A 16,517-nucleotide genomic window follows, 5' to 3' on the forward strand; every position below is an offset into this window, starting at 1 on the left:
CATGACAATCCTGCGAAAATCCACGACCCGCGCCATCATGGCGCATGCTCAGTCCACCTATCCGGATGAATGTTGCGGGCTGATCATTCAACAGCATCGTCGGCAGCATTATCTTCCCTGTCGCAACACCGCACTGTCACCCACGGAACAGTTCAGTATTCACCCTGAGGATTATGCCGCTGCCGAAGACAAAGGTTCAATTATTGCCATTGTTCACAGCCACCCTGACGCGACCACACAGCCGAGCCAGTTGGATATCGCCCAGTGTGACCTGTCACAAATTCCTTGGGTGATTGTTTCGTGGCCAGAAGGGGATATCCGTACCCTGATGCCAATTGAAGGCATTAAACCACTCATTGGCCGCCCGTTCGTGCACGGTATCTGGGATTGTTATGCCATCGTGCGTGATTGGTTCAGACTGGAACGAACTATTGAACTCCCTGATTTTGAACGTACCGATAGCTGGTGGGTTCGGGGCGAAAATCTGTATATGAAACAGTATGCCGCTGCCGGATTTGTCGCGTGTCGCGGTGAATTACAGACAGGGGATGTGATCATTATGCAGGTGCAGGCCAATGAACCCAATCATGCAGCTATTTATCTGGGGGACAGCCTGATGCTGCACCATCTGTATGGACAGCTCAGCAAGCGAGAACCTTATCATGGCTACTGGCAGGAACGTACCATCATCACTTTGCGTTACTCATCCGCTTCAGCGGATTTTTTGTTTAGGGAAGTCACTTCATGAACACATTACGAACCGTGCGGCTTTACGGTGTACTGGGGACTCAGTTCGGGCGAGTACATAAACTGGCTGTCTCTACCCCGCAGGAAGCAATCCGGGCATTATCCGTGCTGATTAAAGGATTTGAACACTTCCTGCTGACTGCCAAAGAACAGGGGCTGACCTTTGCTGTGTTTAATGGAAAACACAATATCAGCCGAGAAGAGTTGGTATTTGTCGGGCAGGACGATATTCGTATTGCCCCGATGATTATTGGTAGCAAAAATGCCGGTGTTTTTCAGACCATTCTGGGCGCGGTGATGGTGGTTGCTGGCGCATTTTTGTGGGCGACCCCGTTTGGTGCGCCAATGGTCATGTCCGGGGTTGGAATGATGTTGGGTGGCGTGGTGCAGATGCTCTCACCTATGCCGGGCGGGCTGGCACGACGTGAAGATCCCGACAACAAACCCTCCTATGCTTTCGGTGGTCCGGTGAACACCGTGGCACAGGGAAATCCTGTGCCCATTGGCTACGGCAGACGCCGTATTGGTGGTGCCATCATTTCAGCGGGTATCTACTCTGAAGACCAACAATAACTCTCTGAATATAAAATATGGAAAAGCAGCCAATTCAAGGTAATAAAGGCGGCCGTCAGCAGCCGCGCACCCCAGTGGAAGCACCGGACTCCCTGCAATCCACTTCCTATACCAAGATTATCCTCGCGCTTGGTGAGGGAGAATTTGCGGGCGATCTGGATGGTCAGCGTATTTTTCTGGATAACACGCCGCTTATTGGCTCTGACGGCAGACCCAATTTTGAAGGGATCAAATGGGAATTCCGCCCCGGCACGCCCTATCAGGCGTATATCCCCGGTATGCCAGCGGTTGAAAATGCCCGAACCGTTAGTGCGGAACTGGTTAGCTCATGGGTGACGACGGTGACCAATACTCAACTGTCAGCAGTTCGCCTGCGGTTATCGTGGCCTCAGTTGCAGAGGCAAAAAGAAAACGGGGATACAGTGGGCTATCGCATTGAATATGCCATTGACCTCGCCACCGATGGCGGCGCTTTTAAGGAAATCCTGAAAACCGCCGTGGATGGCAAAAGCACCACTAAATACGAACGCTCTCATCGGGTGGATTTACCTCAAGCTCATTCGGGCTGGCAATTGCGTCTTCGGCGGTTAACGCCAAAACAGAACAGTAATCGAATCGCTGATGCCATGGTGGTGGAGGCCATCACTGAGGTGATCGATGCCAAATTAAGCTACCCGGAAACGGCTCTGTTATTTGTTCAGTTTGATGCCAAACAGTTCCGCAATATCCCACAAATCACCTGCGAACCCAAGATGCGCATCATCCGAGTGCCAAGCAATTATTATCTGGAACCCCGTCGCCGTTATTATCATGGCAGCTGGGATGGCACCTTCAAATGGTCATGGAGCGACAATCCTGCATGGGTGCTGTATGACCTGATGATCAATGACCGCTTCAGCATCGGCACCCGGGTGAAAACGGAAAACCTGAATCTGGCAAAATGGGATCTGTACCGCATCGCTCAATATTGCGACCAGATGGTGTCGGATGGTGAAGGCGGTGAAGAGCCGCGTTTCACCTGCAATGTCTATATTCAGTCACAAGAAGATGCCTGGGCCGTGTTACGTGACATTGCGGGGATCTTCCGGGGGATGACTTTCTGGTCCAATAATAACATGAACGTGCTGGCGGACATGCCGCGCGATATGGATTACCTCTTTACCTGTGCCAATGTGCGTGACGGCAAATTCACCTATTCCAGTGCCAGCGAGAAAACCCATTACTCCACGGCCATGGTGAGTTGGTCCGATCCGCAGAACGGCTATCAGGATGCTATCGAACCTGTGTTTGAACATCGCTTAATACGCCGCTATGGTATTCGGCAGGCCGATATTACCGCCATCGGTTGTATCAGCCAAAGTGAAGCGATCCGGCGTGGCAAATGGGTGTTGCACACCAACGAACATGACCGGACAGCCAATTTCACCGTCGGACTGGAGGGCTACATTCCTTTGCCAGGTTACCTTATCGGTGTGTCGGATAATCTGTTGTCAGGGGTGGGAAGGAGCGGTCGTATTCAGGCCGTGCCGAGGCGATACATTATCACCTTGGATCGGGTGCCGTCGGCAAAAGTGGGGGATTGGCTGGTTATCAACCTGCCGTCAGGTAAGGCAGAAAGGGATCTCATTTCAGCGATCAACGGACAGGAGGTTTCTGTGTGGGATCGTGGCTATGCCTATTCAGAACAACCTGAAGTAGGTTCAATCTGGGTCATTGAATCTCGCTATGAACCGGAGCAACCTTTCCGGGTTATTGGTATCAAAGCGGGGGAGGATGGCGTGTCATTTGACATCACAGCGGTTGAGCACAATCCCGACAAGTACGCACTTATCGACAAGGATATCCGCATTGACGAACGCACCGTGACCATTATTCCACCCAGTGTTCAGCCGGCACCGAAGGATGTTCTCATTGACAGTTATTATTCACTGAATCAGGGCATCATCTCCAACACGTTGCAGATCACATGGGATGCTGCCGACAGTGCCGTGGCCTATGAAGTCGAATGGCGCAAAGACAACGGTAATTGGATAACGGCTCCCCAGACTACTGTACGGGGCCTTGAGGTACCGAATGTTGATGACGGGCGCTATCAGGCGCGGGTCAGGGCGACTAATGCCGCGGCAATATCCAGTATCTGGATGAACACACAGGATACCCTGCTAGGTAGCCGCAAAGAGATTCCGTCGGCACCGCAGTCCCTCCAAACCACGTCGCTACTTTTTGGTATCCGGCTGGATTGGGACTTTGCCAACCCAACGGATGTTCTGCTGAAAACGGAAATTTGCTACAACAAAAACGGAGAAGATGATGACACGCTGCAGTTCGCCGATATTTCCTATCCGCAACGAACCCATACTTTGCAGGGGCTGGCGGCTGGGGAGAAGCTCTATTTTCGGGCTCGGCTGGTGGACAAATCGGGTAACGCTTCTGAGTGGACATCATGGGTCAGCGGTGTCGCGTCCAATGATACCGGCTGGATAGTAGAGGCCAGTCGGGATCATTTTCTGGACACAGAAATCGGGCGGCGCTTACAGAATCAACTCAATGAGCAAGCCAGAGTCGATGCGCATCATAGCCAGTCCATTGCGGAAAACGCGCAGGCCATTGAGAGGCTTAATGACATTCTGGAGGATATTCAGCGGCGTATGCGGTAATTGGTATTAGCCAGTTGAACTCACAGCCAGGAGCAGACGTTGCTAACTTCAGTCTATGTTTATCAATGGGGGGCAGACCTGTCAGCTAATTGGCTGTAAAAGGACAAGTCCTTCGGTAGCGTAAGTTTACTTACTGTGTTTCATAAGGCATATTCTTGACTTTAATCTTATGAAATTGTCATACTTTAAAAGGATGGGGCAGGTTCTTCCTCTTGCTTTTGTAAGGGCGGCTCTGATAATGAATAGCGATTTTTTGCTGTTGGGCTTAGGCTCACTGATCCTGCTTAGCAGGGTGTTCAACGGTTCCAATCTTTCCTGCCCCTTCCATATCCCAAAAAATAAAAGGGAGTTTTCATGCGGGACAATATCTGGTTTACATATAAAGCACGTATTAATGCACATCATCGCCTGGAGTGGCTTGAAAAACACTCTCAGTTCATCCTCGTTTGGTATGCTATATTAAGTGCAGTGCTTTCAATCGTGACATTACGCTTTCCAAAAGTCCTAGGGAATAACACCGATATTCTTGCGACAATACTTTCGGTGGCTTTACTAGGTATTTCACTTGTAGTTTCAAACTTGGATTTCCGCGGCAGAGCAATATCCATGAGGAGGAATTATCTTGCACTACAGCGGCTCTATTCTGATACTACAATTGGGCAACCATTAACGCTTGAACAAAGAAAAAAATATCATGAATTGCTCGATGAAGTTGAGAATCATCTTGATATAGATGATCAAATCGCACGTGTAGCCCAGGTAGGACTTACAACAAGGATCCCTACCAAGAAAGAAAAACGAACAGTTCTAGGCTGGAAAATAAAGCGATTCATATTTACTTATTCCTTTTACCTACTCCCGCTTGTTTGGATAGCCTATGACTGCTGGTCGAATCTTTAAAAAATCCTTTTCGGAAAGAAACCTCCTCAAAGTATATAAGGAAAAAATAAAAGAATCCGGTGCTATTGGCATCGACCGAGTTCGCCCTTCTAAACTCGACTCAACGATAAAAAATGAAATTAAATTTATTTCTGAAAAAGTTAACTCTGGTAGTTACAAATTCACAGCCTATAAAGAAAAGCTAATATCTAAGGGAGCTAACTCTAACCCCAGACAGATCTCAATACCCACAGCCAGAGATAGGATTACTCTCAGGGCTCTTTGCGAATGTCTTACAGAAATTTATCCTGACTCTAGGTTGAGACTGCCACATAAAGTAATTGATTCACTGAAGGTTGCATTGAATAGCGGCCTATATACAGAATATGCTAAGATAGATCTCAGAACCTTCTACCCTTCAATTAAACATACACTGATAGCTGATGCAATAAAAAATAAGGTTAGAAAGAGCGAGATTAGAAAATTAATAATGTCGTCATTGGTCGTTCCTACAGTAAGTGAATTTAAAGGTAGCAAAGGCGCCTCAGCGAACCCCAGAGGAGTACCTCAGGGGCTAGCAATTTCAAACATTTTGGCTGAGATTTCTTTATCCATTTTCGATAAGGAAATCAATGAAATTCCAGATATCTGGTTCATGCGCTATGTTGATGACATTCTTATTCTGACCCCAAATAGCCAAGCCGAAACGATGGCATCTCATGTTATTAAGAAGCTCCAACTATTGAATTTAAATCCTCATCCACTAAATGAGGAGAACTCAAAATCCAAAGTTGGTAATCTGGATGAATCCTTTGACTTTCTTGGTTATCACATAAGCCAAGGAGAATTATTAATCAAGCATGAGAGTATTCTCAGATTCGAATCCTCACTAGCAAAAATTTTCACTGCATACAAGCATGCGGTACTGCAGGCTAAGAATAAGTGCGATAAAGAGCGAGCCATAGCGTACTGTCAGTGGAAACTCAACCTTAGAATCACAGGGTGTGTATTTGAGGGGAAACGCCTGGGATGGGTATCATACTTCTCGCAAATATCCACAACGGCCCAACTTCGCTCCGTTAATCATACCGTAAGTCATCTTATCCGCCGATTCAGTCTTTCATCTGAAATAAAACAAAAATCTTTGATAAAAACATTCTATGAACTTCGTCGTGGAACTGCGGACACATTTAAATACATACCTAACTTTGACAACCTAGATATATCTCAGAAGCGAGAACTTGTTTCAATGTGGATAGGTAAAGATAAGGCAAAAATGTTAAGCAATAGTGAAATAGAGCGAAAGTTTAAATTTAAAATAGCCAATTCCGCAAAAGAACTTGAAGAAGATATTTCAGGAATATCATAAAAACAAGCAAACACCACAGGAAAATTGCGATATAGAAGAAACTAACCATCGTAATTCTGAATATCCACTGCTTTGTTAGTCATCCTTTTAGTTAGCTACTCTGCAACTTGGACATTGATGGCCACAGGGAACTTCCGCTCCTTACTCTTAACCGACAGTCAGATGTATCTGTGCTCTGCCATAGGACACCATCAGGTTAAGTCGCAGCTAATACACATTAAGAGTTCGGCTCCCACGGATTGAGGATTGTAACACCTGTCGGCTGAAAATCGGCTACGTTACGCGTAACTACCGCCATTCCATGCACAAGCGCTGTCGCTGCAATCAGTGCATCACGCTCGCTGGCGCGGTCAGGAACATGCAACCGTGCGCAGCGTTGTGCCACGGCGGTATCAACAGGTAACGTGCGTTCAGTGAATTCCGGCAGGACATGTTGTTCCAGCCACGCCCGCAACAGGGTTCCTTGCGTAGCATCCTTACGTTCAATCAACAGAATGCCAAGCTCTAATTCCATTATGGTAATGGCGGAAACAAAGAGATCGGCTGCATCGACACTTTCAGCCCATTTTGCCACGTTTGGATCGGCCTTCCCGGCCCGAATTTTTCGTAGCTCGGACACTACGTTGGTATCGAGTACATACATTATGAGAAATCCGCAGGGCGGGTTTCGATAGTCACGCGCTGTGGCTCAAACTCAATATCCGCAACTCCCGGCATTGCCAGTGAATCAGCGATGTTGCGATGCTGTTTGGTCAGCAGCCGGTATTCCTCGATGCTCAATAACACATAAGCAGGCTTGCCGCGATCGGTGATAAAGACGGGGCCGTTTTTGGTCGCTTTCTTCGCGCGGGTAACATCCTGGTTGAGCTCCCGACTGGATAGGGTTGTGATGGTCATGGCTACACCTCCTGTTTGAATTCACAATATAGGAACATTACTACAATACGAATAATAGTGCAAATTTTGCTCGACTTCTTGCGAGCCGCTTTGCAAAGGCAATTTTTGTCAGTGGTATGTTATTTGGACGGGAGATAGAGTGGCGGTGAAAATTCGACGCGGCTTTACCGTGCAGCAACACGATAAAACCGCTAACCGCAACAACTATCGGAGTAGTTATTATGGCTGACGCGCATTCTACTGCAGGCATCTGCATTTACAAAATTTCCCAACCCGAACGTTATCAGAAAGTGGTTTATCGTCCTAAGGGAGTTAACCGCACGATCCCTGCCATTAACTTAAGCGGAAAATGGCTGCTGGAAGCGGGATTTTCCATTAATGATCCATTAAAAATCAGAGTGATGCCGGGCTGTCTGATCATCACCAGCCAAAATTTCTATGAACTGTGGCACTGTTTAAAAAGCCTGAATGAAGGTGAATGGGATGATATCGCTGTGGCACACTGGCTGCGGCAATTTCCCGGAAAATTAACTAAGAAGCTGCCGAAATAAACGCATAATACCCTGTTCTATCAATGAAAAATCATATTGAACACGCCTGTGTGAGCGGCGCTTTGCGCTTAAAGGGCAAAATTTTTCTTTTGCGAAGCCACTCGCATTTTATTTTACCGATTAAACAAGGAAGGAACCGATGAAACTTCATTTTTCTACTGATAATGCTGAACTGCCGGAATGTGTCTTAAGCGGTGACGATATGCAACAGATGGGCTTTATGCCGAATACTTTGTTTCATATCCAGCAATATAATAACGGGCTGATGTTGACGTTGGCAGAGCCTGATGTGATTCCCCTGTCTCACACGGCGGAAAATGATCCGTATCAAGGCATCGATTGGGTGCGTGATAATGGCGAGCTGTATCTGGCTGGCGACTGGTTAACGGAAACCGGTTTGTTGGATAATCCCGTTCAAGTTGCTTTTGGCTACGGCAAAATTATGTTGATGACAGAATCTGATCTGATACCCGTCTGAGCGGTGTAATACTGTTTATTGCGGATGGCGTTGGTGTGTTAACCATGGTTGACACACCGTGTTATTGACATACAATAATGATCTTAGCTTTAGAGGTGAGCATGATAACCATTGAAAGGACGCAAGATTTTGAAAAATGGTTAAAATCCTTAAAAGACAGGATAGCAAAAGCCAAAATCTTAATCAGAATTGAAAGAATGGAAGAGGGGAATTTTGGCGATGTTGAACCTGTGGGAGCCGGGGTTTTGGAACTTAGAATACATTACGGGCAAGGCTATCGTGTCTACTTTGCTAACAAAAATAATGAAATCATATTATTACTCTGTGGTGGAGATAAAAGCAGCCAGCAGGCAGATATAAAGAAAGCAAAGCAACTTGCGAAAGAATGGGGATTTTAAAATGAAAACAGAACCAAAAAAATTTGATGTTGTGGAGTTTTTAGAAACGGAAGAAGATATTCAGGCCTACTTAAATGCGGCTATCGAAGAGAATGATACAAAATATTTATTTAAAGCATTAGGCAACATAGCCAGAAGAAAAAATATCAGTCAACTCTCGAAAGAATCAGGAATAAGCCGTGAAGGGATATACAAGGCGTTATCCGGTGAAGGCAACCCCTCGTTTAATACGGTATACAAAATATCAAAAGTACTGGGTTTGAAACTGCATTTCACAGGAGCTTAACCCAATCCTATTTTCAACATAAATAAGTGCTTTATTGATAAATTACATCATTGAGATGTAATTTATCTTTTTTTAACAAGGTCATTCAATAAACAAATCGCGAAATATGGTTATTGTTTTCTTCCTCAATCAACTCTTTCATTATTGAGCAGAAACTGAGGTTTTGGGGTACATGAACAATGCTATTGTATTCATTGAGTTTTAACTCCATTGAAAACATGTCCTGACCATTTTCCAAAAACCGTAGTTTATCCATCTTTTCAAGTTGTAAAAGAAGGAGATCATCGGCTGTTTTGATGATCATTTTCTCCACATAGGATTTTCCTTTGGCTGAACCCGTATAATAAAGTTCACGTATCGGTTTATATTCTTCGGGTAAATCATCACTCAACGGACCCAGTAAATAGCTGCGCATCTCTTCTCTTTTTTTGATCATCTTGTCATAAATATATTGATATACCGTTATCATGTTATTCCTATTTTGATTGTTGAGGTGAGGATGTTTTCTTTATGGCTATAACATTAAGCGCTGTGCCGGGTACATAACAATAAGCCGGAAGATCACGGGGATCTTTCCGGCCAAAATTATTTTCTTAAATAATCATCAACGTCTTTTCCAACTTCATCAAGATAATTGAGCATTGGATTCATATAATCATTATACATTTCGACATACATTCTTGCGTAACTTCGTATGTCATTGTACTTTAAGCTATTATTGATTATTTTTCTTTTGTTTTTATGAACAAATTTATTATTGATTGCAACTGATTTTTATTATTTCTTTTTTCTTCCTCCAATAAATCTATTGCTTTCACTATCTTTATAAGTAACTGTTCTTTATTCATATATCAAATTCCCCTTACTTCAAAAACCTTACATCTTTTACCCAACTTATTGGATAACCTAATGGTAAGACTATCTGATCGGCCCTACCGTCTAATCTGGTTCCTGACTTGGTAAACTGTTCTTTAACCATTGGCGACTCGGTCACAGTCAAAATCATGGAGGGCTGTTTAGTACTCATCCCCGGCAGCGACGAGACGAACAGCCTCAAACAACAATACCAGCGCTAGCGCGAGCAAATTAGTGAAATTAAGCTGCGGATGCGAGAGCTGATTGGTGACTATAAAAGCAACTAAGAGCAAGGGAGTGAGCAGCTCCTAACAGAACAAAGCCGGAAGATCACTGAGATCTTTCCGATTCTGTATTAATTAAACGTATCATTGATATCGTTTTTTATTTTATCTAATGCTTTATTGGCTTTAAGTCGTTCATTAAAATCATCCCGCCAAATAAAGTATTCAGAAAAACCACCATAACCTCCGAACATAGATCCATATGCACGGCGAGCATCTTCAATAGCAGATTGTGCATCGTTTGTACCCCCATATGTTGGGGGCGTCAGCAGTGTAATAACGTTCTCAATGCCCTTTATCCAATTTCCTCCACCATTAACACGCATAATTTCCCATAGTGAAAGGAAAAGGACTCTTAACTTTTTTGATTGTTCAATAGAGTCCATACATTACCTCAAAGGCCAATCTTCTAATACTTTGACACCATCTATTTTCCAAGGTTTAAACTCAGTATATGGGAACTGATTGGGGCTATTATAAAAAGCCGGAAGATCATGTGGATTTTTCCGGCTTTTCGTGTTTAATTTAACCAATTATTGTTGTTTATATGAAATGATGATGTATGACATACCCGATTTATTATCATCCACAGACTCAATATTTCCCCATAGGAAAAATAGTTTCTCTGATGAACCAAATAATGATTTTAATAAATCATCATTAATCAATTTGTTCCTCATCTGGTTTTCGTTGGTAAATACATTGATTTTATTCTCTTTTTCCTTATTAAATGGAAGTAATTTAATAAAATCAATAATCCCATCTTGGAAAACAACGTTGATAATATAATTTTTATCTAAAAAGAGAATGTCATCTATTGAGTAGCTGACTCTACCTTCAAAGTCATACATTTTTTTAGGATTAAGATCTAATGTTAGGGTTAGAAAGTCATCCAATGTAATTAATGGATTTATTATTATTCCATTTAGACTTATATCACCATTAAAATATATCATTTTATCAATTTCACCGAGTATAAAGGTTCTAGAATTCCCTCATAATTTTTAATAACAATTTGAGGTAATCCTCCGGCTCCATGTTGAGGATTAGCCCTAACTATGCCAAATGCAGCTGGTGTATCTTCTAGAACTCGATAAGCCGTCATACCGGGTCTATATCCAAATTGTGGATGAGGCATTACTTGTAAGCCTTTAAATACACCTTCTTGAGAAAATCCACTTCTTTCTATAGCACTAACTGTAGTATAAAAATTACCTTGTCCCGGAGCTCCAGCCATTAATATTGTATCTTTTTTTACCGTAATATCTTTAAAGCGATCAACACCGGGGTACTCTCCCTGCCCTTGCCAACTTCTAGCAAATTCTGATGGTGACTGAATAGATGCTGCTTTGACTTCAGATGTTGAAGATAATCCGTAAGGATCGACGAATTTCGAAGGATTGTGGACATATCCATATGGATTCACACCACCCGCTAAATTCAGGGGATCGGGCAATATATACTGCGCCGTGTCCGGGGAGTAATAACGAAAACGATTATAATATAATCCGCTCTCTTCGTCCTCATATTGCCCGCAGAACCGCAGATTACAGTTAACATGGAAATCCGGATTGTTAGACGCGATAACCTGCGATTTATCCGCTTTCCCCCATGTTGTTAGCCACTGTGTCCAGACCTGCATCCCCTGTTCGTTGAGCAGATCTTAAAAAGAACAAAGCTGGGAAGATCCCTGTGATCTTCCCAGCTTAATTATCTATTGTTAACAATAGTAAAAATATATCTCTCTGATTAGATTACCGTCAACTTGTTCGACTGTCCTTGTCTTATATTCGTTGAAATCTGCCAATATTCCTTTTACTGGAACATTTTCTCGTTGGATATAAGTGTATAGCTCTTCTTTTTTTTCATTATCTGGCATGTACTTATCTACTAGATATGTAAGGTTTTTTCGCAGTTCTGTTTCTGTCATATAGTTACTCCGGAATGATAGTTACTTTATCGAAAGTAACAGGAAGATTTTTTTCTATAGGAAGCAACTGTACAGCTCCTCCCTTACCGTATTGAGGATATGCACTAGTAAATAGTTCCAATCCTGGACCTTTATCACCGTTAGCAAGAGGAACCTTTACTTGAGGAACACCATTTTTATAAAGCTGCAATGTATCAAATTTGCCTAGCAACCGAGCATCACTCCAAGAGTCAGGATTACCTTTTTCATAAAATATTTGATAGGCATCTCTGGCTTCATGACCTGATTTATATTTTGTGTATCCAAAGTAACTTAACGGCGCAGATTTTTTTTCTATTGTCATAGCAGCATATGGCCCTTCGCTGTTCATATATCTATATGCAGTCGAAGGCATAGTTGCACTAGGTCCATCTGGTCCGACATAAAAATCAGGTTTACTTGCAACCTGTGAAGTCCCACTCAGCCCATACGGGTCGACAAGTTTTGAGGGATTATGCACATACCCATACGGATTTACCCCGCCCAATAACCCGATCGGGTCAGGCGAAATGTACTGCGCGGTCTCCGGCGAGTAATAACGATGAAAATTATAATACAACCCGCTCTCTTCATCCTCATATTGCCCGCAGAACCGCAGGTTACAGTTAACATGATAATCCGGATTATTGGAGGCGATGACCTGCGATTTATCCGCTTTTCCCCATGTTGTCAGCCGCTGTGCCCAGACCAGTACCCCTTCTTCGGACAACATTTCGCGCGGCGTACCCTGATGGTCACTGATAATATAGTGTAGCTTGCCTTTTTCAAAGCGGGCTGACGGCGTTAATGAACCGGGTTCATATAACCAACGGATACGTTGATCTTCCACTGGTGTGCCATCGGCGTAAATCGGCACTTCTTCGATAAGCTGATCGCCGCTCCACAGATATTCCTGCCCCATAATAGCATCGGATCTTGGCGCTAAATCCGGTTTACCTGCCAGCCACAACTGCAAATTAGCGGCGGTCAGTTCACCATCGTGAACCTTCAGTTTACGGGTTCGTCGCCCAAAAGCATCGTAGCGATAATGCCAGCGTGAGCCATCCGGAGTTTCACAATGGGTGAGCTGGTTTTGTGTATCCCAACGGTAGCGCCAGATTTGCGGGCGGAAGCCATCACGGTGTTCGGTCTTTTCCACCAGACGTCCATTATCATCATAACGATAATGGATATTCCCCTGCTGTACCACTCGTCCGGCTTTCTGGTGCTGGGTAATTTGCTCCATCGCGCCATAGGCATCAACCGGCAGATGCTGGCTCAGGTTGCCGTTGGCATCATAGTTAAACTGCTCTTCATGCGGTCGCGCACCCTCGAACAGGGTATGCAGTATTTGGTCGTTGGTATTGTAACGGTAACGGGTTTGCCCCCAGCGGCTGTCGTCAATCACCCGCACATTATGGGCGCGGTCATATTGCCAGCTCCGGTTGACCGCAGAGGCTTGTGGCGGAAAATGCGGGTCACTTTGTGCCAGCGTTTCCCTGAAGAATTGGGTAGCCTGCCCTGCTGACTGATGCGATAGCAATCCGGTCGCGGTATAGCGGCTGGCAAGAATAAATCCGTGGGCACTTTCCCGCACCGTTTCCCGCCCCAGAACATCATGCTGGAAGGTCAGTGGTGCATGTTGGTTGAGCTGAAAGTGGTTCAGTGCACCCATCTGGTTGTAACCAAAATGTAGGGTATTGCCCTCCACACTTTCACTGACGGGACGCCCGGTCAGCTCATCCCATTTTCTCGTGATTTCCCGCCCGTTGATACGTTCGCAGGTTGGCAACCCGGTGGTTTTGTCATACTCATACTCATACTCGACGATGGCATCGGCATTAGTGGCTTTCACTAATTGATACCGTTTGTTGTACTCGTAAGTGGTGGTGTTTTTAAGCACCCGTTGGTTTTCTTCCGGCTGCCAGCTTTCCTGTTTGACCAGCAAACCTGCGGCGGAATAGTGCCAGCGAAGTTGCTGGCCATCGGGGTATTGAGTCAGTGTACGGCGTCCCAGTTTATCGTACTGATATTCGAGGGTACGTCCGGTAAAATCGGTTTCCCGGATGATCTGACCCGCGGCATCCCGCTCATAACGATAAGTTTCCCCCGTGGAGGTGGTGACCGAATTCAGACGGGTCAGACGGTCATAGCCAAAGTGCAGGATAGTGCCATCCGGTCGGGTAACCTGATTGAGCAGATCAAAAGCGCCGTATTGATAACGGGTTGTGCGGCCTTCCCCGTCAGTGGCGGCTACCACGCGCCGTTCACTGTCATATCTCAGTTGCTGGGTAACACCATCCGGCAATTCAACTTCAGTCAGGCTGCCGTTAAGGCTGGCATGATCATCGCTATAGCGGTAGTGCGTCTGCTGTTTGAGCGCATCGGTGAACTGGCGCAAACGCCCCAGTGCATCCAGTTGCAGGCCGGTAGTTTCGCCATCCGGTGTCATCACGGCGGCCAGCCGTTGTTTCTCGTCATAGGCATAGTGCCACTGGCGGCCATCCGGTAACAGACGCTGGCGCAATTCGCCCTGCGTGCCATACTGGTATGCTTCCTGATGACCCAGTGGGTGGGTCAGCGCAGTCAGGTTGCCCTGCTCATCATAGTGAAGTTGCCAACGTTCGCCGGTCGGCAGTACACTTTCGATAAGCTGTCCATGCTCGTTATAACCGTAAGCAAAGGTATCGCCGGTTGGCAATTTCACTTCGGTCAATGCACCGTCAGGGTTGTAATCAAAGGCAGTCATCTGCCCCAGCGGGTCGCTTTCCCACATCAGCAGGCTGTGACGCCACTGACGGCGGGTAATACGCCCCAGTGGATCAACTTCCCGTATCACCAATCCGTTCGGGTCGTAGTGGTAGTGGGTTTCACCCCCTTCGCCATCCAGATAGGTGGTAATGCGGGCGTTGTCATCATAGCGGAAACGGTCATGCCAGTAGCCGCTGGGAGAGGTGGTGCTGAGTACCCGACCGCGCTCGTCATAGGTTATCGTCAGGTCAGTCTGGTCGGTATCATGCCAGCGGATCATCCGCCCCTGCACATCATATTCATGCCACAGGTGGTTGTGCTGGAAAGCATCACACTCGTTCAGATAGCCCTGTGAGTCATATTGACAGGTCAACAGACATTGCTCAGCAGGCTGGCCTTCGCGGTTTTCCTGCATCGTGATCGTGTTAAGCCGGCCGTCCAGATAATGCAGGCTTAACCGCAGGCCGTCATTGCGGGTGACGGCCGTCAGTTGCGACTGCTTATCGTAGATAAAATCAATCCGGTTCTGACGCCGGTCAGTGATAGCAGACAATTTTCGTGTGTTGCCTGAAATCGGGCTGAAATGGTACGTCAACTGGGCGCGGCGGTCGGTCAGGCACAGTTCGCCGGTCAGTTCTCCCGTCAGCAGGCAATGGGGAAGATTACGGTTACGGGACAAGACCCGGTTATCCGGTGTGGCATAGTCGTAGATAACGCCATCGGTATGGGTATAGTGCACTTCCCCCTGACTGATAACCAGTTTCAGTGACCAGTCATCCGCCCATTTGGCACCAAACAGGCCGTGTAAATCCGCCGTGGAGCGGTAGGTTCGGCTGAGGTTTATTGGCAACAACCCCGGAATGGCGAGAACCGGCCAGACTTGCAGGAAATCGCCGGTGGCCATATCGACCGGATCGCCCTCTGTACTGGACAGTTCGTTGTCATTGCCCTTTTTTTTGCCGGATGAGGTGGCGTTATCGACAGGCTTTTCTGTTGTGGGTTTGACTTCCGTTTTCGGGGATGTCGCGGGTTTTTCTTTGATTATAGCCCCAGCGGCAGGGTTGGCGTTTTTAGCCGCCTGTGTACTGGCTTCTACGACCTGTGCTGCCTCACGGGATTTTGTCGCCAGTGCACCAGCTTCTGCCACTTTCGCGATTTCGGTTGCTTTAGTCACTGAGCCTGCAGTACCCGCACCTTTTGTCGGGCCGATAAGCATGACAATATCAGCGGTTGTGCCGCCAGTACGTTGTCCGGGTGTGTCCAGTGTCATCTTGTACTCGTCAAGATTAAACTGTTTGGCATTCGTGCGGCCGGCATCGGCGACTTCGCCTATCACTTTAGCCTGTTTTTCGGTGTCAGGGTTGCCAAATACTTTCCCCCAGAAAGCTAACGAACGGGCCGATTCGTCCGCTTCACGAGCTGAGTTCAGCATTCCGCCCTTAATGGCCATTTCGCCCAGCCCCACGGCGGTATTACTGACGGTTTTGGCAATGCCTTTCTGCTGTTCAATCGGATCCCATCCGCTTACGGTTGACAGGTCTTGTTTTGTTTCTTTGGCTTTGTCTACGGCAGCGTTTCCTAACGCTTTTCCCATCGTTTTCAGCGTTTCCCATGCACTCATTTCGGGTTTGCTTTCCGGTATCACCACCGGATTCGCCTCATGGGGCGGACTCGCCCCCTGTGGTGCCTGACCGATGATTTTACCCAGCGTGTTGCCCTCACCAGTCGGGCTGTCACTGCGTGGTTTTGATGGTAAGGCCGCATTGGGTTGTGGCGGAACGTATTCGCCCGTTTCTGACGAGACGTCCTCTCGGTTAGCTTTATCTTCTGACATGGTTTCCTTC

The 16,517-nt window shown here is 46.2% G+C and carries 18 protein-coding genes and 1 pseudogene; 9 read left to right on the plus strand and 10 right to left on the minus strand.

Annotation, left to right across the window (positions count from 1 at the left end; translation table 11 throughout):
• Nucleotide 1: 1 nt before the first annotated feature.
• From XBJ1_RS05550 to XBJ1_RS05570, 5 genes are all read left to right on the plus strand, one after another.
• Complete coding sequence (locus tag XBJ1_RS05550) at nucleotides 2–748, plus strand: C40 family peptidase (protein WP_012987821.1); 747 nt, start codon at nucleotides 2–4, stop codon at nucleotides 746–748.
• Nucleotides 745–1,320, plus strand: a complete 576-nt coding sequence (locus XBJ1_RS05555; protein ID WP_012987822.1) for a tail assembly protein — start codon at nucleotides 745–747, stop codon at nucleotides 1,318–1,320. The genes XBJ1_RS05550 and XBJ1_RS05555 overlap by 4 nt, the downstream gene beginning before the upstream one ends.
• 17 nt (nucleotides 1,321–1,337) lie before the next feature.
• Nucleotides 1,338–3,977 carry a host specificity protein J gene (locus XBJ1_RS05560; protein ID WP_012987823.1) on the plus strand — a complete coding sequence of 880 codons (2,640 nt, stop codon included), beginning with the start codon at nucleotides 1,338–1,340 and terminating at the stop codon, nucleotides 3,975–3,977.
• Between the two features lie 354 nt (nucleotides 3,978–4,331).
• On the plus strand, nucleotides 4,332–4,877 hold the full coding sequence (locus tag XBJ1_RS05565) for an SLATT domain-containing protein (RefSeq protein WP_012987824.1): 546 nt from the start codon (nucleotides 4,332–4,334) through the stop codon (nucleotides 4,875–4,877).
• Nucleotides 4,855–6,225 carry a reverse transcriptase domain-containing protein gene (locus XBJ1_RS05570; RefSeq protein WP_038198469.1) on the plus strand — a complete coding sequence of 457 codons (1,371 nt, stop codon included), beginning with the start codon at nucleotides 4,855–4,857 and terminating at the stop codon, nucleotides 6,223–6,225. Before XBJ1_RS05565 ends, XBJ1_RS05570 begins: the two co-directional genes overlap by 23 nt.
• Before the next feature lie 217 nt (nucleotides 6,226–6,442).
• Here the strand turns inward: XBJ1_RS05570 and XBJ1_RS05575 are convergent, their stop codons facing one another.
• Together XBJ1_RS05575 and XBJ1_RS05580 are read right to left on the minus strand one after the other, a co-directional pair.
• Entirely contained in the window at nucleotides 6,443–6,868 is a 426-nt protein-coding gene (locus XBJ1_RS05575) for a type II toxin-antitoxin system VapC family toxin (protein WP_012987825.1), read from the minus strand.
• A complete protein-coding gene (locus tag XBJ1_RS05580; RefSeq protein WP_012987826.1) occupies nucleotides 6,868–7,122 on the minus strand; it encodes a type II toxin-antitoxin system Phd/YefM family antitoxin in 255 nt (84 codons plus the stop codon). Before XBJ1_RS05580 ends, XBJ1_RS05575 begins: the two co-directional genes overlap by 1 nt.
• A 221-nt stretch (nucleotides 7,123–7,343) precedes the next feature.
• Here XBJ1_RS05580 and XBJ1_RS05585 point away from each other — a divergent pair, with 221 nt between their 5' ends.
• From XBJ1_RS05585 to XBJ1_RS05600, 4 genes are all read left to right on the plus strand, one after another.
• On the plus strand, nucleotides 7,344–7,673 hold the full coding sequence (locus tag XBJ1_RS05585; protein ID WP_012987828.1) for a SymE family type I addiction module toxin: 330 nt from the start codon (nucleotides 7,344–7,346) through the stop codon (nucleotides 7,671–7,673).
• Nucleotides 7,674–7,812: 139 nt separating this feature from the next.
• Nucleotides 7,813–8,151 (plus strand): SymE family type I addiction module toxin, encoded by a 339-nt coding sequence (locus tag XBJ1_RS05590; RefSeq protein ID WP_012987829.1) that lies wholly within the window; start codon nucleotides 7,813–7,815, stop codon nucleotides 8,149–8,151.
• Between the two features lie 101 nt (nucleotides 8,152–8,252).
• Entirely contained in the window at nucleotides 8,253–8,549 is a 297-nt protein-coding gene (locus XBJ1_RS05595; RefSeq protein WP_012987830.1) for a type II toxin-antitoxin system RelE/ParE family toxin, read from the plus strand.
• Nucleotide 8,550: 1 nt separating this feature from the next.
• The gene (locus XBJ1_RS05600) at nucleotides 8,551–8,835 is read left to right on the plus strand and encodes an addiction module antidote protein (RefSeq protein ID WP_012987831.1); all 285 of its coding nucleotides are present in this window, start codon (nucleotides 8,551–8,553) and stop codon (nucleotides 8,833–8,835) included.
• Nucleotides 8,836–8,920: 85 nt separating this feature from the next.
• Here the strand turns inward: XBJ1_RS05600 and XBJ1_RS05605 are convergent, their stop codons facing one another.
• The 8 genes and pseudogenes from XBJ1_RS05605 to XBJ1_RS05630 all read right to left on the minus strand — a co-directional run bounded on the left by XBJ1_RS05605 (nucleotide 8,921) and on the right by XBJ1_RS05630 (nucleotide 16,507).
• Nucleotides 8,921–9,304 carry a hypothetical protein gene (locus XBJ1_RS05605; RefSeq protein WP_012987832.1) on the minus strand — a complete coding sequence of 128 codons (384 nt, stop codon included), beginning with the start codon at nucleotides 9,302–9,304 and terminating at the stop codon, nucleotides 8,921–8,923.
• Between the two features lie 253 nt (nucleotides 9,305–9,557).
• Nucleotides 9,558–9,683 (minus strand): hypothetical protein, encoded by a 126-nt coding sequence (locus tag XBJ1_RS22730; RefSeq protein ID WP_268987521.1) that lies wholly within the window; start codon nucleotides 9,681–9,683, stop codon nucleotides 9,558–9,560.
• A gap of 362 nt (nucleotides 9,684–10,045) precedes the next feature.
• Nucleotides 10,046–10,360: a hypothetical protein gene (locus XBJ1_RS05610; protein ID WP_012987834.1), complete on the minus strand. Its 315-nt coding sequence runs from the start codon at nucleotides 10,358–10,360 to the stop codon at nucleotides 10,046–10,048.
• A 147-nt stretch (nucleotides 10,361–10,507) separates the two neighbouring features.
• A complete protein-coding gene (locus tag XBJ1_RS05615) occupies nucleotides 10,508–10,930 on the minus strand; it encodes a hypothetical protein (protein WP_012987835.1) in 423 nt (140 codons plus the stop codon).
• On the minus strand, nucleotides 10,927–11,400 hold the full coding sequence (locus XBJ1_RS19000; RefSeq protein WP_232503326.1) for a hypothetical protein: 474 nt from the start codon (nucleotides 11,398–11,400) through the stop codon (nucleotides 10,927–10,929). The genes XBJ1_RS05615 and XBJ1_RS19000 overlap by 4 nt, the downstream gene beginning before the upstream one ends.
• A 3-nt stretch (nucleotides 11,401–11,403) precedes the next feature.
• Nucleotides 11,404–11,616: pseudogene (locus XBJ1_RS22930) on the minus strand (RHS repeat-associated core domain-containing protein); the annotation flags it as partial.
• A 78-nt stretch (nucleotides 11,617–11,694) separates the two neighbouring features.
• On the minus strand, nucleotides 11,695–11,904 hold the full coding sequence (locus XBJ1_RS05625; RefSeq protein ID WP_012987837.1) for a hypothetical protein: 210 nt from the start codon (nucleotides 11,902–11,904) through the stop codon (nucleotides 11,695–11,697).
• A gap of 4 nt (nucleotides 11,905–11,908) precedes the next feature.
• Entirely contained in the window at nucleotides 11,909–16,507 is a 4,599-nt protein-coding gene (locus tag XBJ1_RS05630; protein WP_012987838.1) for an RHS repeat-associated core domain-containing protein, read from the minus strand.
• Nucleotides 16,508–16,517 lie beyond the last annotated feature (10 nt).

Origin of the sequence: Xenorhabdus bovienii SS-2004, from assembly GCF_000027225.1 — a bacterium.
Lineage (GTDB): Bacteria > Pseudomonadota > Gammaproteobacteria > Enterobacterales > Enterobacteriaceae > Xenorhabdus > Xenorhabdus bovienii_C.